21 protein-coding genes and 2 pseudogenes are annotated in these 25,840 nt (G+C 69.1%); 13 read left to right on the forward strand and 10 right to left on the reverse strand.

Features of this window, described 5'->3' with window-relative positions; all coding sequences use genetic code 11:
• Positions 1-73 precede the first annotated feature (73 nt).
• Complete coding sequence (locus tag ACFYYB_RS33825; protein WP_389440449.1) at positions 74-2,239, forward strand: NACHT domain-containing protein; 2,166 nt, start codon at positions 74-76, stop codon at positions 2,237-2,239.
• Between the two features lie 97 nt (positions 2,240-2,336).
• Positions 2,337-2,504: a hypothetical protein gene (locus ACFYYB_RS33830; RefSeq protein ID WP_389440451.1), complete on the forward strand. Its 168-nt coding sequence runs from the start codon at positions 2,337-2,339 to the stop codon at positions 2,502-2,504.
• Between the two features lie 243 nt (positions 2,505-2,747).
• Here ACFYYB_RS33830 and ACFYYB_RS33835 read toward each other — a convergent pair whose 3' ends face one another.
• Positions 2,748-3,587, reverse strand: coding sequence for an IS5 family transposase (locus tag ACFYYB_RS33835; protein ID WP_389440453.1), 840 nt, complete (start codon positions 3,585-3,587; stop codon positions 2,748-2,750).
• 368 nt (positions 3,588-3,955) lie between these two features.
• On the opposite strand from ACFYYB_RS33835, the gene ACFYYB_RS33840 reads away from it, so the two are divergent.
• Complete coding sequence (locus ACFYYB_RS33840) at positions 3,956-4,432, forward strand: DUF6924 domain-containing protein (protein WP_389440455.1); 477 nt, start codon at positions 3,956-3,958, stop codon at positions 4,430-4,432.
• A 65-nt stretch (positions 4,433-4,497) separates the two neighbouring features.
• Here ACFYYB_RS33840 and ACFYYB_RS33845 read toward each other — a convergent pair.
• Positions 4,498-4,919 (reverse strand): annotated as a pseudogene (locus ACFYYB_RS33845) (transposase); the annotation flags it as partial.
• 365 nt (positions 4,920-5,284) lie between these two features.
• Between ACFYYB_RS33845 and ACFYYB_RS33850 the strand changes: the two are divergent.
• The gene (locus ACFYYB_RS33850; RefSeq protein WP_389440612.1) at positions 5,285-6,526 is read left to right on the forward strand and encodes an IS110 family transposase; all 1,242 of its coding nucleotides are present in this window, start codon (positions 5,285-5,287) and stop codon (positions 6,524-6,526) included.
• Between the two features lie 409 nt (positions 6,527-6,935).
• On the opposite strand, the gene ACFYYB_RS33855 is transcribed toward ACFYYB_RS33850, so the two are convergent.
• The 4 genes from ACFYYB_RS33855 to ACFYYB_RS33870 form a co-directional block, all read right to left on the reverse strand.
• Positions 6,936-7,655, reverse strand: a complete 720-nt coding sequence (locus tag ACFYYB_RS33855) for a class E sortase (protein ID WP_389440457.1) — start codon at positions 7,653-7,655, stop codon at positions 6,936-6,938.
• 171 nt (positions 7,656-7,826) lie between these two features.
• Positions 7,827-8,459, reverse strand: coding sequence for a sortase domain-bontaining protein (locus ACFYYB_RS33860; protein WP_389440459.1), 633 nt, complete (start codon positions 8,457-8,459; stop codon positions 7,827-7,829).
• Between the two features lie 357 nt (positions 8,460-8,816).
• Entirely contained in the window at positions 8,817-9,665 is an 849-nt protein-coding gene (locus ACFYYB_RS33865; RefSeq protein ID WP_389440462.1) for a restriction endonuclease, read from the reverse strand.
• Positions 9,666-9,840: 175 nt separating this feature from the next.
• The gene (locus ACFYYB_RS33870) at positions 9,841-10,149 is read right to left on the reverse strand and encodes a hypothetical protein (RefSeq protein WP_389440465.1); all 309 of its coding nucleotides are present in this window, start codon (positions 10,147-10,149) and stop codon (positions 9,841-9,843) included.
• On the opposite strand from ACFYYB_RS33870, the gene ACFYYB_RS33875 reads away from it, so the two are divergent.
• Complete coding sequence (locus ACFYYB_RS33875) at positions 10,133-10,375, forward strand: hypothetical protein (RefSeq protein WP_389440467.1); 243 nt, start codon at positions 10,133-10,135, stop codon at positions 10,373-10,375. The two genes, ACFYYB_RS33870 and ACFYYB_RS33875, sit on opposite strands and share 17 nt — an antisense overlap.
• A 392-nt stretch (positions 10,376-10,767) precedes the next feature.
• Here ACFYYB_RS33875 and ACFYYB_RS33880 read toward each other — a convergent pair whose 3' ends face one another.
• Positions 10,768-10,917, reverse strand: a complete 150-nt coding sequence (locus tag ACFYYB_RS33880) for a hypothetical protein (RefSeq protein ID WP_389440470.1) — start codon at positions 10,915-10,917, stop codon at positions 10,768-10,770.
• Between the two features lie 296 nt (positions 10,918-11,213).
• Here ACFYYB_RS33880 and ACFYYB_RS33885 point away from each other — a divergent pair, with 296 nt between their 5' ends.
• From ACFYYB_RS33885 to ACFYYB_RS33920, 8 genes and pseudogenes are all read left to right on the forward strand, one after another.
• Positions 11,214-11,450 (forward strand): hypothetical protein, encoded by a 237-nt coding sequence (locus ACFYYB_RS33885; protein WP_389440473.1) that lies wholly within the window; start codon positions 11,214-11,216, stop codon positions 11,448-11,450.
• 469 nt (positions 11,451-11,919) lie between these two features.
• The gene (locus tag ACFYYB_RS33890) at positions 11,920-12,327 is read left to right on the forward strand and encodes a PPOX class F420-dependent oxidoreductase (RefSeq protein ID WP_389440475.1); all 408 of its coding nucleotides are present in this window, start codon (positions 11,920-11,922) and stop codon (positions 12,325-12,327) included.
• Between the two features lie 142 nt (positions 12,328-12,469).
• Positions 12,470-12,987, forward strand: a pseudogene (locus tag ACFYYB_RS33895) (hypothetical protein).
• A gap of 589 nt (positions 12,988-13,576) precedes the next feature.
• Entirely contained in the window at positions 13,577-14,233 is a 657-nt protein-coding gene (locus tag ACFYYB_RS33900) for a 2Fe-2S iron-sulfur cluster-binding protein (protein WP_389440615.1), read from the forward strand.
• Positions 14,230-15,255, forward strand: a complete 1,026-nt coding sequence (locus ACFYYB_RS33905) for an FAD binding domain-containing protein (RefSeq protein WP_389440477.1) — start codon at positions 14,230-14,232, stop codon at positions 15,253-15,255. Before ACFYYB_RS33900 ends, ACFYYB_RS33905 begins: the two co-directional genes overlap by 4 nt.
• A 32-nt stretch (positions 15,256-15,287) precedes the next feature.
• Positions 15,288-17,396 carry a xanthine dehydrogenase family protein molybdopterin-binding subunit gene (locus ACFYYB_RS33910; RefSeq protein WP_389440480.1) on the forward strand — a complete coding sequence of 703 codons (2,109 nt, stop codon included), beginning with the start codon at positions 15,288-15,290 and terminating at the stop codon, positions 17,394-17,396.
• Positions 17,397-17,978: 582 nt separating this feature from the next.
• Positions 17,979-18,308, forward strand: coding sequence for a hypothetical protein (locus tag ACFYYB_RS33915; protein ID WP_389440483.1), 330 nt, complete (start codon positions 17,979-17,981; stop codon positions 18,306-18,308).
• A gap of 51 nt (positions 18,309-18,359) precedes the next feature.
• Positions 18,360-18,560: a cold-shock protein gene (locus ACFYYB_RS33920; protein WP_389440486.1), complete on the forward strand. Its 201-nt coding sequence runs from the start codon at positions 18,360-18,362 to the stop codon at positions 18,558-18,560.
• 105 nt (positions 18,561-18,665) lie between these two features.
• Here the strand turns inward: ACFYYB_RS33920 and ACFYYB_RS33925 are convergent, their stop codons facing one another.
• From ACFYYB_RS33925 to ACFYYB_RS33935, 3 genes are all read right to left on the reverse strand, one after another.
• Positions 18,666-18,827 (reverse strand): hypothetical protein, encoded by a 162-nt coding sequence (locus ACFYYB_RS33925; protein ID WP_389440488.1) that lies wholly within the window; start codon positions 18,825-18,827, stop codon positions 18,666-18,668.
• A 197-nt stretch (positions 18,828-19,024) separates the two neighbouring features.
• On the reverse strand, positions 19,025-21,418 hold the full coding sequence (locus tag ACFYYB_RS33930) for a SpoIIE family protein phosphatase (protein ID WP_389440618.1): 2,394 nt from the start codon (positions 21,416-21,418) through the stop codon (positions 19,025-19,027).
• A gap of 43 nt (positions 21,419-21,461) precedes the next feature.
• Positions 21,462-25,763 (reverse strand): HAMP domain-containing protein, encoded by a 4,302-nt coding sequence (locus ACFYYB_RS33935; protein WP_389440491.1) that lies wholly within the window; start codon positions 25,761-25,763, stop codon positions 21,462-21,464.
• Between the last annotated feature and the right edge of the window lie 77 nt (positions 25,764-25,840).

Consider the following 25,840-nt stretch of genomic DNA (forward strand, 5'->3'; position numbering starts at 1 on the left):
CGAGTCCAGCGCTGGGGCGGCAGGATCGGGAGGTATGGGGATGCGGGGGCGTGGCGGGCGGATGTTGGCTGGTGTGCTGGTGGGCGCCGGGGTGGTGGTGCTTCTCGTGTTGCTGGGCCTGGGGGTGGGGGGCGGGTTCGGCGCGGGTGACCCTGTGGCGAGCGTGGTGGGAGGCCTGGCCGGTGTCGGCGCTCTGGTGCTGGGTTGGCGGCAGTGGCGGGCGCAGGGGCCGGAGTCGGACCCGGACGCGGTCGCGGTGCGGTTGGCGCGGAAGGTCGCGGTCGTGGAGCAGCGGGCGCTGCGGGCGCTGCTCGGTGGTGATCTGGAGGGTGTCATCGACGTCGGGTTCGACGTCGAGGCGGTCGGCGCGGTCGACCTGCCGGCGGTGCCGCCGGGCGGGTGGGGGGTGGCGGGGATTGCCAGCTTCTACCGGCAGGTCGAACCTGGTCGGTTGGTCATCATCGGTTCCGGCACCGGTCGTGGGTGGGATACGGACGCGGGTGCGGGCAAGACGGTTGCTGCGGTGACCTTGTGCGCGGACCTCGCCCAAGGACATCGGGATCGCCCGGGTCCGGTGCCGGTGCGGCTGTCGGCGGCGTCTTGGTCCGGCGGCTCCTTGGAGGAGTGGCTGCAGGAACAACTGGTCGGTGTGTGGCGGCTGAGGCCGCGCGAAGCTGCGGCCGTGATCGAGGCACAGTTGGTGCTGCCGGTTATCGACGGTGTGGACGAGATGGACCGCGACCCCTCCCCTGGCCTCTCCGGCGCGGTTGTGGCGGCGGAGTCGCGTGCTGCGGCACTTCTGAACATGGTCACCGCCTACGCGCCCGGTCCGGTGGTGCTGACTTGCCGCACCCGCCATTACGCGGCTCTCGCTGATGTGGGCAAGGAGGTTCGGCGCACCGCCGTCCTCACACTGCTCCCGGTCACCGGGGCGCAGGCTGCTGCCTATCTGGAAGACCGGGTCGCCTACAATCCCCGCCACTACGCCCGCTGGCTCCCGGTCCTGGAGGCCCTCACTCGCGCCCCTGTCCCCGGGGCCCTGCAGGATGCGGGGACGGCCGGGCTGCGCACCGCGCTGACCAACCCCTGGCGGCTGACCCTGGCCGCGCTGGTCTACCAGGACACCGACCCCGCGACCGGCACCCTCCGCGACCCGGCCCGCCTCCTTGCTTACGCCGCCGCGGGCACCCTCCAGGCGCATCTGCTGGACGGGTTCGTCACCGCGGCCATCCATGCGCATGCCCCCCGCCTAGGGCAGGCCCCGCCTGACACGGCCCGGCACGCACGTCGCCAGGACCCGGAGGCGACGTGGCGGTACCTGGCCGTGCTGGCCGCCCACCTCGACGACAACGCCCCCACTCCGCAGCGCCCAGCCCGTACCGTGGCCGGCCAAGTCCTGTCCGCGAGCGACATCACCCTCCACCGGCTGTGGCCCCTCGCCGGCGAACGACGCGTCCTGCGGTGCCACGCGGCCGGGGGTATTGCTGCCGCGGCGGTCTCCTGTCTCCCCGCGCTGGTGATGATCTGGATTGGCTCCGATGCTCAGGCCCGCGCCCTGACCGCCGCATTGGTGGGGGTGGTGTTAGCCGGCCTTGCTGCGCTGGCCGTGGCCAGCGCAGCAAAGGGCTGGCCAGAGCTGTTCCGACTGAATCCGGGCGGCCTCCGCACAGTCGAGGGCCTGCTCTACGGCATCCTCATGATTGAGTGTATGTCCGGAATTACGCTCTTCATCACGTTTGGGATGTTCCACGCTTACGGAATACCCGTCGGACGCGGACCTCTCTTCGGGGTCAGTTCAGGGGTCGGACTTGTCATAGGACTCGCATTTGCAGTCGTCCGTGATGGCGGCGACGCCCGTGCCCTCGGCCCCCTGGACCGGGTCCGTCTCGCCCTTGCGGCCTCGCTTGTCTTCGGGCTCGTGCTCGTACTGACCCTCGTGTGCACGGCCGCTCTGGGATTCCTGAACAGGGCCGGGCTCGCTTCTGTCATCGTGGTCCTCACAACAGGCGCCCTGGCCCCTTGTCTTATGGCCGGGCTTTTCATCAGCGGTGTGCCGTGGCGGTACGGGGCGTTCCTGGTATGTATGCAGGGACGGCTGCCGTGGCGGTTGGGCAGGTTCCTGCACCGGTGTGAGCGGCTGGGGATCCTGCGGGTGGCCGGGGACTCCTGGCAGTTCCGCCATGCCGAACTGCAGCACCACCTCGCTACCCGACCCCAACTACCCGCCGCACCGTGGTGACCCCTACGACACCTCCGACCGTACCTCGCGAAAGCCGAGGGGAGAGGTCTATCCGTATCCCGGTGCTCGGCGGCGGCGCGGAAGGGCCCAGTGGGAAGTGGAGGCGCTGGAGTCGGACGAACTCCAGCGCCTGGTCCTCACCGCCGTCGACCCGAACATCGACCGCGACGTCCTCGCGCAGCAGATCGCCCGCGAAGAACAGCAGCGCCGCGCCCTGGAGGAGTTCGCCGGCCGGTGGGGAGCGGCAGGCAACGGACCGTCCTAGCGCTGAGATGCGCCCCGTGTTCTGGCGAAGTGAGGCGTGGGTCGGCGCAGCCGTGGGTGCCGGTCAGGTATGGGGTGCGGCTGTCGGGACCGTTAGACGGTGGGTCTTGCCGAAAAATCTAGGGCATTGACTGCTCCCCTCCGTGTACGAAGGACCCGTACAGGCAGGCACGAAAGGGGCGCCAGTGGGTAAGAGGGCGTTTCGTCCCGTTGTTTCATCCCGGATTGCCGGGTTGAGTGCGATTCATAGGCCGCGCCATGTGGGGGTGGATTCGGCGGTGAGTCTGCGGGTCATGAGGTTGATCATCGCGAGGTGGATCATGGCTTCGGAGCGATGTGAGTGTGCTTCGTAGTCACGGGCCAGACGCCGGTGGTTCATGAGCCAGCCGAGGGTTCGTTCGACGGTCCACCGGCGGGGCAGGACGGTGAACCCCCTGGTGGTGGGATCTCGGCGGACGATGTGCATGTCGATGCCGAGGGTGGCGGCGTGTTCGACGAGGTGCTGGCGGTAGCCGCCGTCGACCCAGGTCTTGCGGACTGTGGGATGGTCGGCGGCGACCTTCTCGATGAGGGTCTGGCCGGCGATGGAGTCCTGCACGCTGGCCGCGGTGACCAGCACGTGGAGGAGGAGCCCGACGGTGTCGATGACGATGCTCCGCTTGCGGCCGACGATCTTCTTCCCGGCGTCGATGCCTTGCTCGCCGGCGGGCACGTTGGTGGACGTTTTGATGCTCTGGGAGTCGATGACGCAGGCGGTCGGCTCTTCCTCCCGGCCTTCCTGCCTGCGAACTTGGCGTCGCAGGAGGGTGTTGAGCTGGTCGAAGACGCCCTCTTCCTGCCATCGGGCGAAGTAGGCGTAGACGGTGTTCCAGTGCGGGTAGTCGTGCGGAAGGTAGCGCCAGGGGATGCCGGTCCGGTTCACATAGAGGACCGCGTCCAGCAGACTGCGCAAGTCGTGGTCGGGTGGCCGGCCGATGTCCAGGCCGCGGCCGCGACGCTCGGACCGCCAGGCGGTCAGTACCGGCTCGACGAGCTCCCACCGGGCATCAGACAGATCGCTCGGATAGCGACGGCGTTCAGGCATGATCCCGGACTACCCAGCCGGCCCGGGCTCGCTTACCGGCGCTCGAAGCACACGGCGCGAAGTCCGGCGCCTTGGGATGAAACAGGAGCAGGCGGGCCAAGACACCCACCTGGCAGCCACTCCCACCTCATGGTTCACACCAACCCCAACAGCCCCGACCGGCCGCGAGTCCATACCCACTCAAAAAAGCTCAATCAGGAGCTAAACGCCCTCTAAGTGGTCGTTTTTGAAGCCAACGGCCGTCGGTGGCAGAGCGCGGGACCTGTTCGCGGAGTTGAGCGACCGGGTGGTTCCGAGCCGGTGGAGACTGACCGATGGTGTCGTGAGACAGTCGCACCAAAGATCGTTGATCCCGGGGAGTCATATCCATGAGACCGCTGCCGGCCGTCCCTGAACGCGACGAGTTCCAAGCCTTGATCGTCAGGACCGACTACGCCGACGAGCAGGCATGGCAAGCCGTTGCCGTCGCCCTGATGCAGCCGTGGGGAGACAGGGACTACGACGCTCAGGTCTGCTTCGTCGACGATCCCGTCTGGGCTGGGGCGACTGCCGACGAGGTGCTACGAGCCGTCTCCGCTGACGAGGAACTGAGCGTTGTCTTCCTTGCCGACCAGGCGACGATGGGGTCCGCTCGCCAGGCGTTGCTGGCGGTGACCACCATTCCCCGGGAGGAGTACGAACGGTTCGAGGAGTACGAAGGAATCCGCGAATTCGGAAGCGAATTTCGCACGACCCCGGCCGGAGTCCACGACATCCACGCGAATCTGTCTATCGCCAACATGGACTTCGATGAGTTCGCGGCAGCAGCTCACGAGGCTCCCGATCAGGTGTACTCATCGTTCTGAGGCACCTTGTGGGAGTCTTGCCGAAGCGTCTGGCCGGGTCAGGCTCCGCCGTCGGCTACTGAGATCTTCTTGGTCCACCGGGTCGGCTTGCGGGTGAGTCGCCTGGTCATGAGGGTGATGAGTGACCAGTTCAGGTGCGCTTCGCTGTTCTGGGGCAGGCGTTCGTAGTCTCTCGCGTTGCGGCGGGCGTTCATGATCCAACCGATGGTCCGCTCGACGCGCCAGCGCCGTGGAAGGACGACGAACCCCTTTGTTCCCTTGGGTCGGGAGACGGTTCGCAGGGTGATTTTGAGGAAGTCCCGGGCCCAGTCGACGAGCTGGCCGGCGTAGGCGGAGTCCGCCCATAGGTGATCTGCGGCTGGGTGAGGCGAAGGCGCCAGTGGAGTTCGCGGGCGGCGTCGCGGTCGGTCATGTCTGCCGGGGTGACCATGATCATGACGGGCATGCCTTTGGTGTCGACCACGATGTGTCTCTTGCGGCCGTTGATCTAATGGGCGAGAACTGAGCTCGCAGAAGCACCTCCTCGATGCCCATCGCCGGCGTCAGCACGACGTCCTCCGTTGATCCGGGCCGTGAGCCCTTAAAGAAGACTGACGTGTGCTGACGCTCGCCGTCGGCATCGGGAGCGATCACTTGGTCACCGATGATGATCGTGGTCCAAGCCCCCTGCGGGGACTACCTCTTACGTACTCGGGAGCTTCCAGCTCCGATCAAGACCGAGGGCCCGCAGGTCGCTGGGGTCATGAACGGCTAATCGGATGTCGGGCCACCGAGCCCTTCCATTAGAGAGACGCATGCCCTGCACGGCTGTGACCAGCCACAACACAGATTCGATGAGAAAGCGTGAGGCGAGTGAGAGCGTTCTGCGGCATCGACTGGGCCAGCGACCACCACGACATAGCCGTCGTCGACGAAACCGGGTCGCTGCTGGCTCGCGCTCGCATCGATGACTCCGCGGAAGGGCTCGACCAGCTGCTTCAGATGCTCACCGAGCACGGCGATAGTCCGCAGGATCCCATCCCGGTGGCCATTGAGACCTCCCGCGGTCTTCTGGTCGCCTGCCTTCGGGCAACGGGCCGCCCCGTCTACGCCATCAACCCGATGGCCGCCGCTCGGTATCGGGACCGTCACACGGTCTCCCGGAAGAAGTCCGACCACCTGGACGCCATGGTGCTGGCGAACATTCTCCGCACCGATGCCGCCGCTCACCGCATGCTTCCCTCGGACTCGGAGCTGGCCCAGGCCGTCGCGGTCCTTGCCCGTGCCCAGCAGGACGCCGTCTGGGACCGAACGCAGGCCGGCAACAAGCTGACCTCCCACCTGCGCGAGTACTTCCCGAGTTACCTGGCCGCCGTCGGGAACCGCCGCGAGGGCATCTACCACCCCATAGCCCGGGCGCTCCTGGCCGCGGCGCCGACTCCGCTTCAGGCGGCCCAGCTGACCCGGCCGCAGCTGCGGGCCGTGCTGAAGAAGGCTGGGCGCAAGAACACCATCGACAGAGAGATCGAGCGTCTGCACAGCGAACTCCGGGTACCGCAGATGCGCCATCTTCCCCTGGTCGAAGAGGCCATGGGGCGCCAAGCACTCGCACTGCTCCGGCAGCTGGAAGCCGCGTGCACGAGCGCCGAAGATCTTGCCGAGGCCACAGTGCAGGCGTTCGAGGCACATGCCGATGCCGAGATCATCACCGGTTTCCCAGGGCTGGGACCGCTCAGCGGAGCTCGGGTCCTGGCCGAGATCGGCGACGACAGGACTCGGTTCGCCGACGCCAGAGGTCTCAAGGCGTACGCGGGTTCTGCCCCGGTCACCCGGGCCTCCGGCAAGAGCGTGTCCGTCACGGCCCGCAGAGTGAAGAACCAGCGACTGGCCGGCGTCGGCTATATGTGGGCCTTCTCAGCGATGGCCCATTCAGACGGAGCACGGGCCCACTACGACCGTCGGCGTGAGGCCGGGGACCGGCACACGGCCGCTCAGAGGAACCTCTTCAACCGGATGATCGGCTGCCTCCACCACTGCCTGACTCACCGGGTCCCATTCAACGAGGCCGTAGCCTTCCCAACCTCGCAAGAACCCCGTCTCGCCCTCGCTGCTTGACACGTTCTTCGCATCGGATGTCTTCTTCGCCGCGTCGTAGCCGCGCGAGTCCTTGCCGACGGTCTCGGCAGCCTTGACGGACTGTGAGAAGTTGATGGTGGCGACTGCTCCAGGGGAGCGGCCCAATTCCCTGCGGACGCGTTTGCGGAGATGGGCTCGGATCTGCCCGATCACCCCGGCGGCGGCCCAGCGGGCCATGAAGTTGCGGCCGACGATTGGATCTCCGCCAACGAGCAGGGGGGGGATACTCCGCGTCCACACCCTGCCGGTCTCGGACCCCTTCGGCCTCGCGACCCATCGACACCGCTACCCGGGTGAACACCGTCCACCACATCCAGCTGATGGGGGACAGAGCGCCTCCCGGGCACGCGCAGGGGCCCGCCTGCGCCCCTGCGAGGGCTGGGCGGCGCTATCCGGCAGGCGGCGCTGCGGTCGTCCTGCGGAGAACGCCTATCTTGTCGATGCGGTGCTCGGGATTGCCCTGGGCATCGCTCCAGAAGTTCCCTTCGGCATGGTCTTCCGGGGTGGCGCAGGTTGAGATCGTGATCATGGCCTGGGTTGGGGCCGCCCCCGGCTTTCCGGGGACCGCGGCGCGCTGCTCGCTCAGCGAGCGTTCTGACCGGAAGGAGGTCTTGCGGCTCGCGATGATCTCGTACGTGTACACCACATCGCCCACGGTCACGAGCACCGAGTCACCCTTCGCCACGGCGGGCAGGTCATGCAGCGGGCCGCCCGCGGACAGGCGGTGCGCGGTGACCAGGAAATTGCCCGCCTGGCCGGGCCCGACTCCGCCACGCTTCCCGTACGGGCTGGCCGCCACACCCTTGTCCTGAATACGGGTGCCGGGCGCATCGTCGGTGGTGCCCTCGTACGGCATCACGCGCAGCCCGGTTATGCCCACCGAGGGTATGGACAGGACGGAGGCCTCGGTCTGCACGGAGGTAACCAGTGGCTCGGACGGCCGCGCGGCGGTGGCGGCCGGGGCCGAAGCGGGTGCCGCTGCCATCGTCGGCGGTGCGGGAGCCGCCGCGCCGGCGGCAGCCTGAGTGGTGCTGCACGCCGCCAACAGGACGACCATGGCGCCAGCCGCCACGGCGGATGCGGCTCGGGACGGGAAATGCAGGGGCATGGGCGTTTCCGTACTGGTCGGCGGGGTCGTCGGGGCAGGGGCGCGAGCCGGTTTGCCCGCCAGAGTGACATACGGAGCAAGAGGTTCATAAGGGCCGGACCTGTGACCTTCGTCCTCCCGGGGGCGGGACGGGACGGGATGCGGTGTGGACGGGGCAGGACGTGGTGACGGTCAGGACGTGGTTGCCGTGAGGACGCCTATCTTGTCGATGCGGTGTTCGGGGTTGTTCTGCGCGTCCCGCCAGTGATTGCCTGCCGCATCGTCCTCGGGCGTCAGGCAGGTGGTCACCGTGATCATCGCGCGGGTAGGGGCGGTGCCGGGGAAGCCGGGGACAGCGGCGCGCTGTGCGGCCATGGAGGACTGGGAGCGGAAGGAGGTCGTCCGGGTCGTGGTGATCGTGTACTTGTACGTCACACCGCCGGAGGTCACGACGACGGACGCGCCCGTCGGCAGTGACGGCAGCGTCCGCAGTGGCCCGCCCGCCACGATGCGGTGTCCAGTGACGATGTAGTTGCCCACATCGCCGGGGCCGACGCCACCGGCGGGACCATGCGGGCTGGCGGCCACGCCCCGGTCCTGGATTCGAGTGCCCGGCGAGTCGTCGGGGCTTCCGTGGTACGGGACGACAGGCAGCCCGGACACGCCGATGGCCGGAATCGACAGCACGGCTGGCTGCGGGAGTGTCGCTGCGGCCGGCCCGGTCGCTGCCGCGGGCGCGCCGGGCGTCGTCAGCAGGAGGGCGAGGGCGGCGCTGGTGAGCACCACCGACACGGCATGGGGGGCGAGGAACGCGCGCTGAGACATAGCGGTATCCCTGGTCGGCCGGGCCGCGCGGGGTCGAACAGGCCCGGTTGGCCCTTCCAGGGTCGCATTACGGGGCAGGTGCGGCAGGGTGGCGTCCGACAGCAGAAACCAGGAGGCGCAACAGGCGTGTTCTCACGGGCGGAACCGTGTACCGCACTCCTCGCGGGTCACCACGGCCGGCCGAGCTGGGCCCTGCTCGGTCTGTGCTCCCGCTCCACCCGGTGCGTGAGGGCCGCCAGGCCCCTTTGGAATGCCTGTTGCGCTTTGCTCGGGGCTTTTCCGCCCGTACGCGGCGCTCCCAGGGGTGGGAGGCGGGGCCTGGGCGGGTTGTACGCCCAGAGCGGTAGCTGTCCGTGCTCAGTACGGCGGTGTGAGCGCGACGACGCGGCAGACGTGGTCGGCGTCCTGCGCCCACGCGAGGAGGGCCTCTCGGTCGACCAGCAGGATCCCGTGCCGCTTTCCCCAGGCGGCGGCGTCGCGGGTGAAGGACCCGTTCGTCACGACCATTGACTGGGCGGCCCCGTACACGGGCCCGGCCGTTCCGTTGATCCGGTACAGGACCTCGGAGCCGACCCTGCGGCCCCGGGCCGTGTGCTTGCACTGCACCGCGAGAGTGCGGTTGGCGGCGTCGACCGCGAGCACGTCCACCGCTTGGTCGCCGCGGCCGCCGACGACCTCGGCCTGCAGGCCGTCCCGCTCCAGCAGCCGCCGCACCATCTCCTCGAACCCGGCCGGCGAAGCCCCGTCTATAGCCCGGGCGTCGGGGCTGAACTCTGCCTTCCGGACACTGCTGCTGCCTTCGAGACCGGCCTCCCACGCCTTCCGGCGGGCCGCACGCTCCTGCTGGCGCAGCAAGCGCTGGGCTTCCGCCTCCCGGATCCGCGCGAGCCGCAGTAGCTCCTTCCGCCGCAGCAGCTCCTCTTCCAGGCTCCGCTGCCGGGCGCGGAGCCGCTCCGCCTCCGCACGCAGGCGCCCGGCTTCCTCCTCGTACCGTCGTACGCGGCGCCGGAAGGCGGCGCGGGCGGCGAACTCGACGGGCAGGGCGAGCAGTAGCCCCAGCGTCAGCGCGGCGGACACGTCCTGGATCCGCATGGCCCCGCCCGCCAGGTTGTCCAGCACGGGCACCGCGAGCGCCCCCAGCACGATGAGCCCCAGCTTCCAGCCGGTGACCACCCCGTACGGATACTCAGGCCGAAGCCGCCCCACGCCCGCCTCCCCCCACGACCCCGCCACCAACTTCCCGAGACCCTACGACCCCCCACTGACACCACGATGCCGTCAGGGTGCACGCAGCGCGCTTCGAAAGACTGCGGGCGCCCCGGACACCCTTGGGAAGGAGTCCAGTTCGCGGCCTCCTGGGGCTCCTGCGACGTTCTGGACGTCACCTCGTCCGCCCGGACCTGGTGGCCGAGGGATCTTCCGTCACCCAGTGCGCTTCAAGCGCCTGCGCCTGGAGTGCCGAGTCGGGGCCCGTGCCGATGCTGATCCCGTGCTCCTGAGCAGCCCGGATGCCCTGGATCATCTCGCCCAGGACGATCACGGCGTTGGCCTTGATGGTGTCGTTGATGCCGGTGACCTCCTGATCGAGCTTCACCAGCGGAAGGCACGCCTGAAACGTCGGAATGAGCGCCGACGTCCCGTTCAGCGAGCGCGGATTCTCCAGGAACAGGCCGATGATCTCCGAAGTCATTCCCGCGCCGTGCTCGATGGTCACGAATGCGACCGAGTGGAACGCCATCTGCGGGAGCTGGACCGGCGCAGACTCCTACCCCCTCTGCTATTTCGCGCCTGACGGCGAGGCGAACTTTGCGAGCTTCGAAGCCTTCGGGGGCTGGAACAAGCCGTACGCAAAGATCTACGCCCAGGACGCTGCCCTCGGCGGCACTGAAGTCGACCTGATCCACTGGGGCGACTGAGGCCCTCCCCCTGCTCTACGCAAAGGAACTCAACCCAGGGCTCACGCCCGGCGCCGATATCCGCGCTGGGCGCCGTGGCGGTGATCAGCCGTTGGCCGCGCGTACCCCGCAGGAGCGATGAGAGCGATCAGGCCCCTCCCCCGGGAGGGGCCTGATCACTCTGGGCCCGATGCCTGGCCATGGTGAGCCGGGCACAGTCGCTCACCATGATCGTGCTGAGTGCCCGGCCTTGGGCCCAGATCACCGATTTCCGCCCGCTGTTCGTGGCCGGGAGGTCAGAGGGTGCGGTCGAGGTAGGCGGCGAGTCGGTCGGCTGCCGGGGCGTTGTCGGCGGTGGGCTGGGAGGGGGCGAACATGCCGGTGGCGGCGCGGATGTAGTCGGGGAAGCTCTCTTAGCGGCCGGCGAGGGCGGTCTGGACGGTGTCGGGGTTGCCGGTGTGGTCCTGGCCGGTGGCGGTGGCCAGGTCCGAGTTGTGCAGGACGGCTTCGAGCAGGTGCAGGTGCACGATCCGCGCTACCAGGCCGCCGCCGGGTGGGTTCACTCACGGGCGCCGGGACCGGCTGGCCGGGCGAGTCTTGCGGAGTTCGAACGGATCGTCCAGTGCTGGCCCGCCGGGCTGCCAGGCCCGGGAATGACCTGCTGGCCGGGGCCGGACCCGCGCGTTGGTCATGGCGAGGCGATCACGAGGATCCCCCTGCGGGGCCCAGTTGACGCCGAGGCCGGCGAGCGCGGTTGCCTGTACTCGGCCCGCCTCGGTCGAGCCTGGGCCTTGGCGTAGCACGCGCCGCACGGCCTACGGGGTCGTGTCCCCGAGCGCCGGCTGTCGTTGCTCAGGCCATGAAGAAGATCATCACTGCTGCCGCTCTCGTCGTTGCCTCCGTCGGCCTGGCCGCCCCGGCGCATGCCGACAATGACTCGAACTTCGGTGGCGGCGTCAACGCCGCGAACAACTGGAACTTCACGGCCGCCGCGGCGTGTCTCCAGGAAACCGCTGTCGTGCCCGTCATGGGGGACTGGACGGGTGACCACGCCAACAACTGCTCCAACGGCAACGTCATCGACCACTCGAAGTAGCCCAGCAGCCGGCACCCACCAGCAGCGCCGGTGGACGCAACACGCTGCGCGGCGCTCTCTGCCGGCTCGAGTGCCCGGGCGGGCGAGGGAGTCTGTGACCGGGCGCCCGTTCGCGCCTGGGGCGGGGAGGTGGATGTCGCGCCCACGGGCATGGGGCGGACACGATCGTCGGCGAGGGCTTCGCAACCCTCGTGGCGGCGGCCGAGGGGTGTGATGTGGTGCTGGCGAACGGCATGATGGCGGCCGCCAGAGCGCGGTGTGGGGCCGACCGTGGGGCATCCCCCGCGTGTACGCGTGCTACCACGTGCGCGGACTGCCTTCTCGGAAGGCCGCTCCGCAGGCGGGCGGGCAACCTGAAAAGGACGCGGTCGACAAGGCCGCACTGGGAGCAGGGACAAAAGACGATCGCCATGTCATCTCGGGGCCAGTCGGCCCGGGACGGCAGTTGGCCGAGGGAAGGAAGCACTCTGTGTCCGTCGTACTCTCCGAGGACCTGAAGAGGCTCATCGACGACACCCCGGTCTTCGCGACCGTGGCCACGATCCAGCCGGACGGCAGCCCGCAGCTGTCGATCACCTGGCTCACCCGGGACGGTGATGATCTGCTCGTCTCCACGACGGTCGGTCGCCGCAAGGAGAAGAACCTGCGTGCGGACCCACGGATCACGGTCATGATCAACCCGCACAATGCGCCCTATAGCTACGCGGAGGTCCGCGGTTGGGCCTCGATGACCACCGAGGGCGGCTATGAACTGATCGACGCGCTGTCGCGTAAGTACACCGGCAAGGACTACGCGGACTTCAACCCGGCCTCGAAGGACGACGCCGAGCGCGTCGTCGTCCGCATCACCCCCCGCAAGGTCGTCGGCTCGATCTGACACTCTTCCTGGCCCAGGATTTGATCGAAGTAGCCGGGCCCGGTGTGGCCGCCCCGAGACGGAGCTGCAGCTGCTCCTCACCCACCTCGGCGGGGGTTGCTCCGCATGAGCCGTCCGCAAGGGGGTGAGCGTCGACACCACCATGGGCGTGACCCCGCTGGAAGGACTTCCGATTAGCACCCGCAGCGGCAGTGTCGACCCCGGCATGCTCCTCTGGCTGCAGACGGAGAAGGGCATGGCCGCGCGACGGCTGGCAGAGGTACTGACGCATGAGTCGGGCCTCCTCGGGGTGTCGGGCTCCTCCGGGGACACCCGCGAACTCGTCCGTGCCCGACGGGCCGGCGACGCCGCTGCGGCTCTGGCTCTCGACGTGTTCACCCTGGGCGTCCGTCGAGGTGTGGCGGGGTTGCGGCCTTCCTGGACCGGATCGATGCCCTGGTCTTCACCGGGGAGATCGGTGAGGACCAGCCCGAGGTGCGGGAGGCGGTGGCGGGCGGCCTGGGCGTGCTGGGCATCCGCGGCGGACTCCGGCGGGACAACCCGCGGCAGCTGGCCCTGATCAGCCCGCCTGGCGCAGGCGTGCCCGTGCTGGTCGTACCCACCGGGGAAGTTCCCCAGATCGCCCGGGAGACCCGGACATGCGTGGCGGGTGACTCCTGACAGGAGCTGCTCCGGATCCCGGGGCCGTACGTCGCCGTCCACGTCGCCCGCGTCTTGCGCGAATGTCGCCCGCCTCCTGCGCGAGCGAGGGCCCCCGATCGGGGCAGGCGCAGCAGGAAGGACGGCGGCGGCTCCCCGCTCCCGTCCACTGTCCGTGTAGCACCCCGATTGCAAGGAGACCTGTCATGCGAAGCGCCCCGTCGGAGCCCAAGCTTCCGGACCGTGTGCCGGAGAGGCCCGACGCCGTCCCCCCGAACCTGCCGCCCTTCGGCCCGGGAGCCCCCGACATCCCGGACGTAGGGCGCGGAGGGACCCGGCGCGTAGGCCCTGAGTAGCGAGTAGGCACTGAGGAGGACGGCAGCGAGGCGAACAGCGAGGAGAAGGAGGGCGCGGGGAGCAACAGCGAGGCCGCGGGCCAGGCGGCCGGTCCTGGCAACGCCGAGCCCCCGGAGTCGACCGACTGACGCGCCCATCCGGTGATGAAGGGCGATTCGACGTATGGAACGGCTGGGGGCGGGGAAGCCGACGGGATGGAACAGATGTAAACGGGCATGGAGGGCAAACCATGACATCACGTGCAAGTGGTCCGATGGAACAGGCCGCCCCCGAGCCCGCGGCGGGGCGCCCGTCAGCACGCGGTACGCCGACGCCCGGTGCCCACCGCTCGCGCGTCGGGCTCCACGTCAACGGCCGGGACCACGTCCTCGACCTGGACAACCGCGTCACCCTCCTCGATGTCCTGCGCGAGCGGCTGGATCTGACCGGGTCGAAGAAGGGGTGCGACCACGGACAGTGCGGAGCCTGCACCGTCCTCGTCGACGGCCGGCGCGCCAACAGCTGCCTGCTGCTCGCCGTGGCCCAGGACGGATCCGAGATCACCACCGTCGAGGGTCTCGCGGACGCCGACGGCACGCTCCACCCCCTCCAGCAGGCCTTCCTCGACCACGACGCCTTCCAGTGCGGCTACTGCACCCCCGGCCAGCTGTGTTCCGCCGTCGGGGCCCTGCGGGAAGCCGCCGCCGGGCACCCCTCGTACGCGACCTGCGCCGCGACCGCCGCCGACACGGGCCGGCCGGCCGTCCTGACCGCCGAGGAGATCAGGGAACGGCTCAGCGGCAACCTCTGCCGCTGCGGCGCCTACAACGGGATCGCCGATGCGGTCGCGGACTTCGCGGGCGTGGCGGACGTCTCGGAGACCCGGAGCCCCGCCTCGGTATCCGGCCGTGGCCCGGACGTGATCGCGTGAAGCCCTTCGCCTACGTCCGGCCCACCAGCCTCCAGGAAGCGGCGGCCGCCCACGCGAGCCACCCCGGCGCCCGCTACCTCGGCGGCGGCACCAACCTCGTCGACCTCATGAAGCACGGCGTCGAAACCCCGGACACCCTCATCGACCTCACCCGGCTTCCCCTCCACGACATCGAGGAGCTGCCCACGGGAGCGCTCCGGGTCGGCGCCGGCGTCGCCAACACCGATCTGGCCGCGCACCCCCTGGTCCGGACCCGCTACCCCGCCCTGTCGCAGGCCCTCCTCGCCGGCGCCTCCGGGCAGTTGCGCAACATCGCCACCACCGGCGGGAACCTGCTCCAACGCACCCGGTGCCCGTACTTCCAGGACGTGTCGAAGCCCTGCAACAAGCGGGAACCGGGCACCGGGTGCAGTGCCCGGGACGGCGTGCACCGCGACCACGCGGTCCTCGGCCATTCCGGGCACTGCATCGCCACCCACCCCTCCGACATGGCGGTGGCCCTCGCCGCCCTCGACGCCGGGATCGAGCTGTACGGCGGCGAGCACGGCACCCGGGAAGTGGCGGCGACCACCTTCCACCGGCTTCCCGGCGAGCACCCCGAACGGGACACCGTCATCTGCCCGGGCGAGATCATCACCGCCGTCCTCCTGCCCCCGACCGCCCCCGGAGCCCTCTCCCTCTACCGCAAAGCCCGCGACCGGGCCTCATACGCCTTCGCCCTTGCCTCGGTGGCCGCCGTGCTCGAACTCGACGGCGGCCGCGTACGGCACGTCGCCCTCGCCTTCGGCGGCCTCGCCCACCGACCCTGGCGCGCCACCACAGCCGAGGAGCTGCTCACCGATGCCGAGCCAACCGACGAGGCGGTACGGGAGGCCCTCGACGCGGAGCTGGCCGCGGCACGGCCCCTGCGCGATAACTCCTTCAAGGTCGACCTCGCCCGCAACCTCGCACGCGACGCGCTCGGCACGCTGATCCGCGCCGGCGGCGGTGTGCCCCCGAGGGTCGCCCCTTCCCAGCCGTGACCGTGCCCACCCGAACTGGAAGGCGACCCGCGATGCGCTCCACCCCCGACGGCCCTCCCGCCCTCGGCAGCCCCGCTCCGCGCCGGGAGGGGCGCGAGAAGGTCACCGGTTCCGCCCGTTACGCCGCAGAGCACACACCGCCCGGCTGCGCCTATGCCTGGCCCGTACCCGCCACGATCGCCCGCGGACACGTCACCTCCGTCGACACCACGGCCGCAACCGCCCTGCCCGGAGTGATCGGCGTGCTGACCCCGTACGACGCGCCCCGGCTGGGCGAGGCGGACGATCCCACCTTGCGCCTCCTCCAGGACCTTCGCGTCCCCCACCGCGGCTGGTACGTGGCCCTGGCCGTGGCCGACACCCTGGAGGACGCCCGGGCCGCCGCCTCCGCCGTACGCGTCGCCTACGAGAGCGACCCCCACGATGTCACCCTCACCGTCGGCCACCAGGATGCCTACACCCCCGAGGTGGCCAACGGAGGCCACCCCGCCCACCGCGAGCAGGGCGACCCGGACGCGGCGCTCGCCGCCGCCCCCGTACAGGTCGACTGCGCCTACGCGGTGCCGCCCCTGCACAACCACCCCATGGAACCGCACGCCGCGACTGCCGACTGGGACGAGGAGAGCTACCACCTCACGGTGCACGACTCCAGCCAGGGTGCGGGCCCCGTCCGTGCCGCGCTGGCCGCACTGTTCGAACTGGCCGAGGAGCAGATCACCGTCGTCTCCGAGCACGTCGGCGGCGGATTCGGCTCCAAAGGCACCCCGCGCCCGCACGTGGTCCTGGCAGTGATGGCCGCACGTCACTACGGCATGCCCGTGAAACTCGCCCTGCCGCGCGCCCACCTGCCCGCCACGGTCGGGCACCGCGCACCCACCCTGCACCGCGTCCGGCTCGGCGCCCGGGCCGATGGAACCCTCACCGCCCTGACGCACGAGGTCACCACGCACACCTCGCGCGTCCGCGAGTTCGTCGAGCAGGCTGCCGTGCCCGCCCGCGTCATGTACGCCGTGCCCGACATCCGCACCACCCACCGCGTCGTCCCCCTCGACGTGCCCACCCCGTCCTGGATGCGTGCTCCCGGCGAGGCCCCCGGCATGTACGCCCTGGAATCGGCGATGGACGAGCTCGCCGACGCCCTCGGCATCGACCCGGTCGAGCTGCGCGTGCGCAACGAACCCCTCACCGAGCCCGACAGCGGCCGCCCCTTCAGCAGCCGCCACCTCGTGGAGTGCCTGCGGGAGGGCGCGGAGCGGTTCGGCTGGGCCGATTGCCGCGAGCCGCGCCGGGAAGGCCCGTACCTCACCGGGAGCGGAGTGGCCGCCGCCACCTACCCCGTCCTCGTCGCGCCGTCCACTGCCCGGGCGCACGCGCTGTCCGACGGCAGTTATCTCGTCGAGGTCAACGCCACAGACATCGGCACGGGTGCCCGTACCGTCCTGGCCCAGGTGGCCGCCGACGCCCTGCGCGCCCCGCTCGACTCCGTGTCCGTGGCCATCGGGCACACCGGTCTTCCCGCGGCCCCGCTCGCCGGAGGCTCCTCGGGTACCGCCTCTTGGGGGTGGGCCGTCCACGACGCCTGCGAGGCTCTGACCGCACGCATGGAGCGCCACCACGGGCCACTGCCGCCCGAGGGAGTGTCCGCGTCCGCCGACACCACACAATCGGCCAAGCAGAAATCCCCCTATTCCCGGCACGCCTTCGGCGCGCACTTCGCGGAGGTACGGGTCGACCCGGTCAGCGGGGAGGTCCGCGTGCGCCGCATGCTGGGCGTCTTCGCCGCCGGCCGCATCCTCAACCCCCGCACCGCGCGGTCGCAGTTCAAGGGCGCCATGGTGATGGGACTGGGCATGGCGCTGACCGAACACAGCACGATGGACGCGGCGTTCGGTGACTTCGCCGAGAGCGATCTCGCCGCGTACCACCTACCGGCGCACGCCGATGTGCCCGCCATCGAGGCCCACTGGGTCGAGGAGCACGACAAGCACCTCAACCCCATGGGCAGCAAGGGGATCGGCGAGATCGGCATCGTCGGAGCGGCGGCCGCGATCGGGAACGCCTTCTGCCGCGCCACCGGGCGCCGCCTGCGCGAGCTCCCCCTGACGCCCGACCGCGTCCTGGCGGCACTCGGGCACCCGTAGCGTCATGCCATTCGGATCTATGGGAGGGGGCGGCGCGGCAGGCGGTGGGTATGAGCAAATCCGTTGAGAACACCTCCAGCAGTTACTACGTACCTGCGCCGAGGTGACGGGCCTGGGCCCACAGGGGGATCTCGGCCTGCCCGGGCAGGATTTCACGCTCACCCTCGGCGACTGCGTCTTACGACGTGCCCGAGGCGCGGGAATGGGTTCTGTCCGCGGAGGCGGCCGCCGAGCCGTGCAACATCAAGATCAAGGAAATGAGGAAGGGTCGGCGGCCCCGTCCACGACGTGGTAGTCGCGCCGGGCGTCGAAGTGACAGATGATGGCCGTCTCGGCTGCCAGATCGCCGCAAAGAAGTTCGTTGAGCCATGTCGTCAGCTGGCCGGCGTGGGCTCCCGGCGCATGGGGAGGCCGGCCAGGGCGTGTCGCTGCTGTGCCGTCCGGGCGACGGCGCCGAGTCAGTGCCGCTGGCGTCGCCGATGGCGAGCAGGCCCCGGGCCGTCGGGCAGTAGCCGGCACTCGGAACTCCTAACGGAATGACCTCATAGCGCCGTTGGTAAGCACGGTTGGTACTGTCCGACCGTGACTTTGACTGACCTGCGGGATGGCTTTCGCGATGATGACCAGCGGCAGTGCGTCCAAGCAGTCGTTCACAGTCGACTCGCGGATGACCGGGAGCCGCAGGAGTGTCGCTACCTGATGCGCTTCTGGTGGCAGCTGAGCATGCCGTACCAGGAAGTTTCGCTTGAGGAACTGCGCCTGAACGTCGGCCGGCAGAAGCTGAACGCCCTCATGGAGCTGATCAGCGCCATCCGGTCCTCCCACGACGAGATCGATGCGTGGCTTGCCGATGCGCAGAAGACGTTTCTGGTGATTCAGGACCGCGGCTTCCGCTCGGACCGCGGTGACTGAGGCACGAGCTTCGTCAGGCGCCGCCAGCAGATGATGCAGCAGGCGATCGATATGGCTACGGGAACTGTGAAGTGGTTCAACGCTGAGAAGGGCTTCGGCTTCATCGAGCAGGAGGGTGGCGGCCCGGACGTGTTCGCCCACTACTCGATCAACTCCTCGGGCTTCCGCGAGCTCCAGGAGGGCCAGGTCGTCACGTTCGACGTCACCCAGGGCCAGAAGGGCCCCCAGACCAAGAACATCAACCCGGCCTGACCCCCCTTTCCGCTCTGCCCCCGGGATACCCTGAGTGCCCCGGGCGCAGCGGCCCAAACAGTCAGCTGGCCGCGATGCCAGCGGCCACGATGACGCCCCTCACGCTCACCTCATTCCGACCTTGGACAGCTGCTCGACGCGCTCCAGTGCAAGCGTGGCGCCGCGGCGGCGCTGGTTGTCGGTCCACATTCCGGGCTTCAGCGCCAGTGTCTGCTGGGCCTGGCTGTCGCCGCCGGTGGTGATCGTCTCGACGTGCTTGTGCGGCACCGTCAGGTGCCCCTCGCGCGCAAACGGGTGTGAGTGGGGGCGCCCTGGGATCAGACGGGAGCGAAAGGACCGAAACGGATCCTCGACCGTCGTCACTCGCCACAGCTGCCGCGAGGACGACCACCCGCCTCAGGCTTCACAGGAAGGTCACCCACCAAAGAGGCCACAAAACACCTTCCCAAGGCCAAGACGTTCTTTCAGCGAACCTGTACCCCGATAAGGCATGTGTCGTCGTCCGTGTCCGACGCGCTGTAGGTCAGCAGGTCGTCGAGTCGCCTCTCAAGCGAGTCGAGGGGGCGTGCCGCTACGGCAAGGAGGTGCGTCAGGGAGTCCGTCACTGAGAGGTCTCGGCGTTCGACGAGACCGTCGGTGTACATGAGCAGGATGTCCTCGTGCTCCAGCTGTACCTCCTGTTCCTCGAAGTCTGCGTCAGGGATCGCTCCGAGAAGGATGCCGGAGGTCATGGGGAAGGCTTTGGCGTTCGCTCCACGTACCAGTACGGGCGGCAGGTGTCCGGCGCGCGCCCACCGAAGGGAGCGGTTGGCGGGGTCGTAGATGCCGCACACTGCGGTTGCTGTGAGCTGGCTGGTGAGGTGGTGGGCGACGCGGTTGAGCCAGGAGAGGATTTGGGCGGGGCCGGCGCCGGTGACGGCGAGACCGCGCAGGGCGTTGCGGAGGATCACCATGCCGGTGGCCGCCTGGATTCCGTGGCCCGCGACGTCGCCGACGCTGATGAGGATCTTGTTGTCTGGCAGGACGACGGAGTCGTACCAGTCGCCTCCGACCAGGGACTGCGTTTCGGCTGGGCGGTAGCGCACGGCGATGCGGATGCCGGGAACCTCGAGCGGAGCGGGGGCGGGGGGCATGATCGCTTGCTGGAGCTGCAGGGCGAGTTGTGTGCGGTCGGCGGATTCGGCTTCGCTGTCGGCGAGCTGGTCGCGGGTGGCCGCGAGGGCGACCTCGGTCCAGTGCTGCGAGGATATGTCCTGGCAGGCTCCGCGGACGGAACTCAGTCGTCCGTGATGGTCGAGTACGGGTTCGGCGACCATGCGGATGTGACGGATGATGCCGTCGGCCCGTTTGAGCCGGAAGTCCACTGAGGATTCCCGGAGTCGGTGCAGGACGGTCCGCAGGAAGCGGCCGACCGCGTTGACGTCGTGGGGGTGGACGTGAGTGGTCAGTTCCTGGAGCGGGATCGGCGAGGCTGTCGAGGGCATTCCGAACAGGGAGAACAGCTGGCTGTTCCAGCTGGTCTCGCCGGTGGTGGTGCTTTCCTCGAAGCCGCCGACGCGGCCCAAGCGTTGAGCGTGCTGCAGGAGGGCGGCCAGCCGTGCGGTCTCGTCTTGGATCTTCCAGATGAGGAGGAGGGCGGTTCCGTGGCGGGTGATGCTGACGTCGGCGATCGTGCGGAGGGGGACCTGGCCGACGATTGTTTCCAGCGTGGTGCGGGGTGCGTGGCAGGGTTCGCCGGTTGCGTACACGCGTTCCAGCATGGAGAAGAGGCCGTTGTTTTCGGCAGCCGCTGGGAAGGCCTCCAGGAAGTGCGTTGCGGTGAGCATCGATCGGGGGCGTCCGGCGGGGTCGGTGAACCTGTGGTTGGTGTGGTGGATGCGAAAGTCGGTCAGGTTGCCGGTCGAGTCGAGGCTGGGGGTCAGGATCAGTACAGGGTCGTCGAGGTGGTCGACCAGGTCGGTCAGTTCTGCGACGCCCGCCAAGTGTGCGGCGTTCGGGGGCAGGGACGTGGGATGGGCGGGCTGTTCTTCCAGGGTGTGCGCGCACAGTTCGGCCAGTGCTTCCAGCTGGCGCAGGACCGGGGGCTGCTGGGGCGGTAGGGGAGTCGGCCAGCTGACTTCCAGGACACCGACGATGCGTCCGCCGGTCCCGGTCGGGACCATGACGCGCCCGCCGTCCGGGCACTGACGCCTGCCGATGGTGGGGACGCCGACGGAGGAGAGGCTGTCCACGACGGTGAGTTCTCGGCTGGTGATGGCCAGCCGGGCGCACGTGGCGACTTCCGGCGGGACATAGCGCCAGCGGTCGGCTTCCTGCGGAGTGAAACCGGCCTGGCCCACGAGTGCGAGCGATGCGTCCGGACCCGCCGACCAGATTGCCACCCCGTTGGCCCCCAGGGCTTGAAGCGCATTGTCCAGCAGGGCGGTGGCGACGGCCTGCGAGTCGCCCGCGGCGAGCATGCGGCTTTCCGCCGCCCGCAACCGCAGGAGAGGTGCTGAGACGTCGGTGTTGACGGACTCGGTGTCGGCGGCCTGGATGAACTGCTGTGCAAGTTCACTGACGTGGTCGCGGGCGGCCTGGTTGATGACGTCGACTGCCAGGGCGAGAACGGTCGCGTTCGACTGCTCGGCCAGCTTGGCGAGCTGTCGGGAGGCTTCGCCCGGTCCGCAGCCCAGGCGTCCCACGAGGATGCCTTTGGCCAGTTCGATCAGGGCACGGCCGTCGGCGGCTTCCTGGGCCTCGAGTGCCTCCTGGCGTAGACGCTCCACGGTAGCGGCCAGCCGGCCGACGTCGCCCGGCTGGCCGATTCCGCACGGGGCGGCTGCGTGCTGCGGCTCCGCATCGGGCCTGCGGCGCATCTCCGGGACCTCCATGGCACCAGTGCGTTCGGAGGGAACATGCTCAGGCACGGGAGGCTCCGGCAGTGTCCTGGGGAAGGAGCCACTGGCGCAGTCGCGCCACGAGGTCGTTCGCGTCGACGGGCTTGGTGATGTAGTCGCTCGATCCGGCGGCGAGGCTCTTGTCGCGGTCACCGGGCATCGCCTTTGCGGTGACCGAGATGATGGGAAGGTCGGCGTATTCGGGCATGGCCCTGATCTCGGCTGTCGCCGCGTATCCGTCGAGTTCGGGCATCATCACGTCCATCAGGATCAGGTCGATGCCGGGTGTGCTGATCAGTGCTTCGATGCCCTTGCGGCCGTTCTCGGCATGCAGGACGCGGATGCCGTGAAGCTCGAGGATGCCGCTGATGGCGTACAGGTTGCGCGGGTCGTCGTCGACGACGAGGACGGACTTGTCAGCCAGATTCGCATCGGCAGGCGCTTGATCGGCGGAGCTCATCCCCATGTCGGGCCGTAGGAGAGGCAGCACGTCCTCCAGGCCGTCGACCGACAGGTGCAGGGTGATTCGCTCGCGCAGTTCGTCGAGGCTGGCGAGCACCTCCAGGCGCCGACCGGACGCGTACCGGGCGACTTCGTCAGCCAGTTCCGCCGTCATACGCCGGTTGTCGTGCGCGAGCACCGGCAGGGCCGCCAGCGCGCCGTCTCCCTCGAGAGCCCGCAGGAAACGTAGGGCTTCATCCCCACCTCCCAGGTCAAGGATCACGCAGTGGAACGGGGCCTGGGCCAGGACGGTGGCCGCCTCCGCGGCGGTCAAGGCTGTGACGACCTCGACCCGCTCGGCCGGATCCGTCGCGCCCTGCCCGACGACGAGATCCGCGGCGGCACTCTCGGCGACCAGGCTAAGCAGGCCGTTGCTGCGGGCCTCGATCACCAGAAGCCGGCGGGGATGACTCTCGGCGCCCGGATCGGGTGCCACATCCTCCGGCGTCCCTGCGGCGTCCATCGCCTGTCCCTCCAAGGCCGGCACTGGAGCGTGCCGGTCGGAGAGGTCGCCGGCGCGGGTGACGGGCAGGTACAGCGTGAACGTCGAGCCGGCACCAGGCATGCTGGTGGCAGTGACCACGCCGCCGAGAAGACGGGCGATTTCCCGGGTGATGGACAGGCCCAGCCCGGTGCCGCCGTACTTGCGACTGGTCGTACCGTCGGCCTGCTGGAACGCGGCGAAGATCACCTCCAGCTGCTCCTCGGCGATCCCGATGCCCGTGTCGGAGACCCTGAAAGCCACGACTGATCCCGCACCTGCCAGCTCGGGCGGGAGCTCTGCTGTGTTCGCCGGCTCGATCTGCACCTGGACCCTGCCGCTTTCGGTGAACTTCACCGCGTTCGACAGCAGGTTGCGCAGGATCTGCTGCAGCCGCGCGTCATCAGTGAGCAGGTCCACCGGGACACCAGGCGAGGTCGTGATGTCGAAGTCCAAGCCCTTCTGGGTGATCAGCGGGCGGAAGGACGCTTCCAGGTAGGCGAGAAGCTTCTTGAGGGAGACCCGTTCCAGGTTGACGTCCATCTTTCCCGCCTCGACCTTCGAGAGGTCGAGGATGTCGTTGATGAGCTGGAGCAGGTCGGATCCGGCCGAGTGGATGATGCCCGCGTACTCGACCTGCTTGGGGGAGAGGTTGCGCGACGGGTTCTGGGACAGGAGCTGGGCGAGGATCAGCAGACTGTTGAGCGGAGTGCGCAACTCGTGGCTCATGTTGGCCAAGAACTCGGACTTGTACTTCGAGGCCAGTGACAACTGCTGGGCCCGGTCCTCGAGCTCCTGGCGCGCCTGCTCGATCTCCAGGTTCTTCGTCTCGATGTCCCGGTTCTGGGTGGCGAGAAGGGCGGCCTTCTCCTCCAGCTCGGCGTTGGAGCGCTGCAGCTCGTCCTGCTGATCCTGCAGCTGCTCGGACCGGGCCTGAAGTTCGCCGGTCAGGCGCTGCGACTCTCCCAGGAGTTCGTCGGTCCGGGCGTTGGCGACGATGGTGCTCACGTTGACGCCGACGGTCTCCATCAGGCGGGCAAGGAAGTCGCGGTGCACAGGGGTGAAGGAGTTGAAGGAAGCGAGCTCGATGACCCCGAGGACCTGGTCCTCGACGAGGATGGGCAGCACGATGAGGTTGGCCGGGTTGGCGGCGCCCAGCCCGGAGGAGATCAGATAGGTGGGCGGCACGTTCGTGGTGGTGAGGATGCGGCGGCTGCGGGCCGCCTGCCCCACCAAGGTCTCACCGTTGCGTACCCGCTCAGCGGCGGGGCTCTCGGCGGGCCGGCCGAAGGATCCGATCAGGGTGAGCCAGGTCTCGCGCTCACTCTCCTCGGCGAGGTAGAAGGCACCGTAGCTGGCTTCGACGAGCGGAGCGAGTTCGTCCATGACGAGTTCGGCAACGACGGCCAGGTCCCGGTGGCCCTGCATCAGGCCCGAAATCTGGGCCAGGTTCGACTTAAGCCAGTCCTGCTCCTGGTTGGCCCGGGTCGTCTCGCGGAGCGAGCCGACCATGGAGTTGATGTTGTCCTTGAGTTCGGCGACCTCGCCCGAGGCGTCGACCGTGATGGAGCGGGTCAGGTCGCCCTCGGCGACCGCGCTGGCCACCTCGGCGATGGCCCGGACCTGGCGGGTCAGGTTGCCCGCCAGCTCGTTGACGTTCTCCGTCAACCGCTTCCACGTACCGGACACGCCCTCGACCTCGGCCTGGCCGCCGAGCCGGCCCTCGCTGCCCACCTCGCGGGCCACTCGGGTGACCTCGGCGGCGAAGGAAGAGAGCTGGTCGACCATCGTGTTGATGGTGGTCTTCAGCTCCAGGATCTCCCCGCGGGCGTCCACGTCGATCTTCTTGGACAGGTCGCCGTTGGCGACGGCCGTCGTGACGAGGGCGATATTGCGGACCTGGCCGGTGAGGTTGTTGGCCATGGAGTTGACGTTGTCGGTGAGGTCCTTCCACGTCCCGGCGACATTGGGAACCCGGGCCTGGCCACCGAGCCGGCCCTCGGTCCCGACCTCGCGCGCGACACGCGTGACCTCGTCGGCGAAGGCCGACAGGGTGTCGACCATCGTGTTGATAACCCCGGCCAGAGCCGCGACCTCGCCCTTGGCCTCCACCGTGATCTTCTGCGACAGGTCCCCGCGAGCCACCGCCGTCGCGACCTGGGCGATGGAGCGCACCTGACCGGTCAGATTCGATGCCATCACGTTGACGTTGTCCGTCAGGTCCTTCCAGGTACCCGACACACCGCGAACGGTCGCCTGACCGCCCAGATTGCCCTCGGTACCCACTTCGCGGGCGACACGCGTGACCTCGTCGGCGAACGCGGACAGCTGGTCGACCATCGTGTTGATGGTCTCCTTCAGCTCCAGGATCTCCCCGCGGGCATCGACACGGATCTTCTGCGACAGATCCCCCTGCGCCACCGCAGTGGCGACCTCCGCGATCGAGCGGACCTGCGCCGTAAGGTTGTCGGCCATGAAGTTCACCGAGTCGGTGAGGTCACGCCAGGTGCCGGAGACCCCCTTGACGTCCGCCTGCCCGCCGAGCCGACCGTCCGTACCCACCTCGCGCGCCATACGGGTGACCTCGTCGGCGAACGCGGACAGCTGATCGACCATCGTATTGATGGTGTTCTTCAGCTCAAGAATCTCGCCCCTGGCATCCACCGCGATCTTCTGCGACAGGTCACCCCGGGCCACCGCAGTCGTCACCTGCGCGATATTGCGGACCTGGTCCGTCAGGTTGCCGGCCATGAAGTTCACCGAGTCGGTGAGATCACGCCACACCCCAGCCACACCGGGCACCTCGGCCTGACCGCCGAGCCGGCCCTCGCTACCGACCTCGCGCGCCACCCGGGTGACCTCGTCCGCAAAAGACGACAGCTGGTCGACCATCGTGTTGACGGTGTCCTTCAGCTCCAGAATCTCACCGCGCGCTGCCACGTCGATCTTCTGCGAAAGGTCACCGCGCGCCACCGCGGTGGCGACCTGAGCGATATCGCGCACCTGAGTGGTCAAATTGCCCGCCATCGCGTTGACCGAGTCAGTCAGATCGGCCCACGTGCCGGACACGCCCGGCACCTCCGCCTGCCCGCCCAGAGTCCCCTCCGTGCCGACCTCACGGGCGACGCGGGTCACCTCCGAAGTGAACAGGGAGAGCTGGTCGACCATGCCGTTGAAGACCGTGGCGATCTCCCCCAGCAGGCCATCGGCCTCCTCCGGCAGACGCGTACCGAAATCACCGTCGCGCACAGACGTCAGACCCGCCAGAAGCTGCCGAAGCTGCTGCTCCCCCACCGCCCCCGAAGCTTTCGAGCTCCCCGTAGCATCCACCGGCTTGACCATCCTTGCCCCATCTCCGTCCGATCGGCACAAGATCGAATCCTCAGCGTCGCCCGGTTAGGCTAAACGAAGAACTGCCG

Source organism: Streptomyces sp. NPDC002886 (assembly GCF_042888445.1).
Classification (GTDB): Bacteria; Actinomycetota; Actinomycetes; order Streptomycetales; family Streptomycetaceae; genus Streptomyces.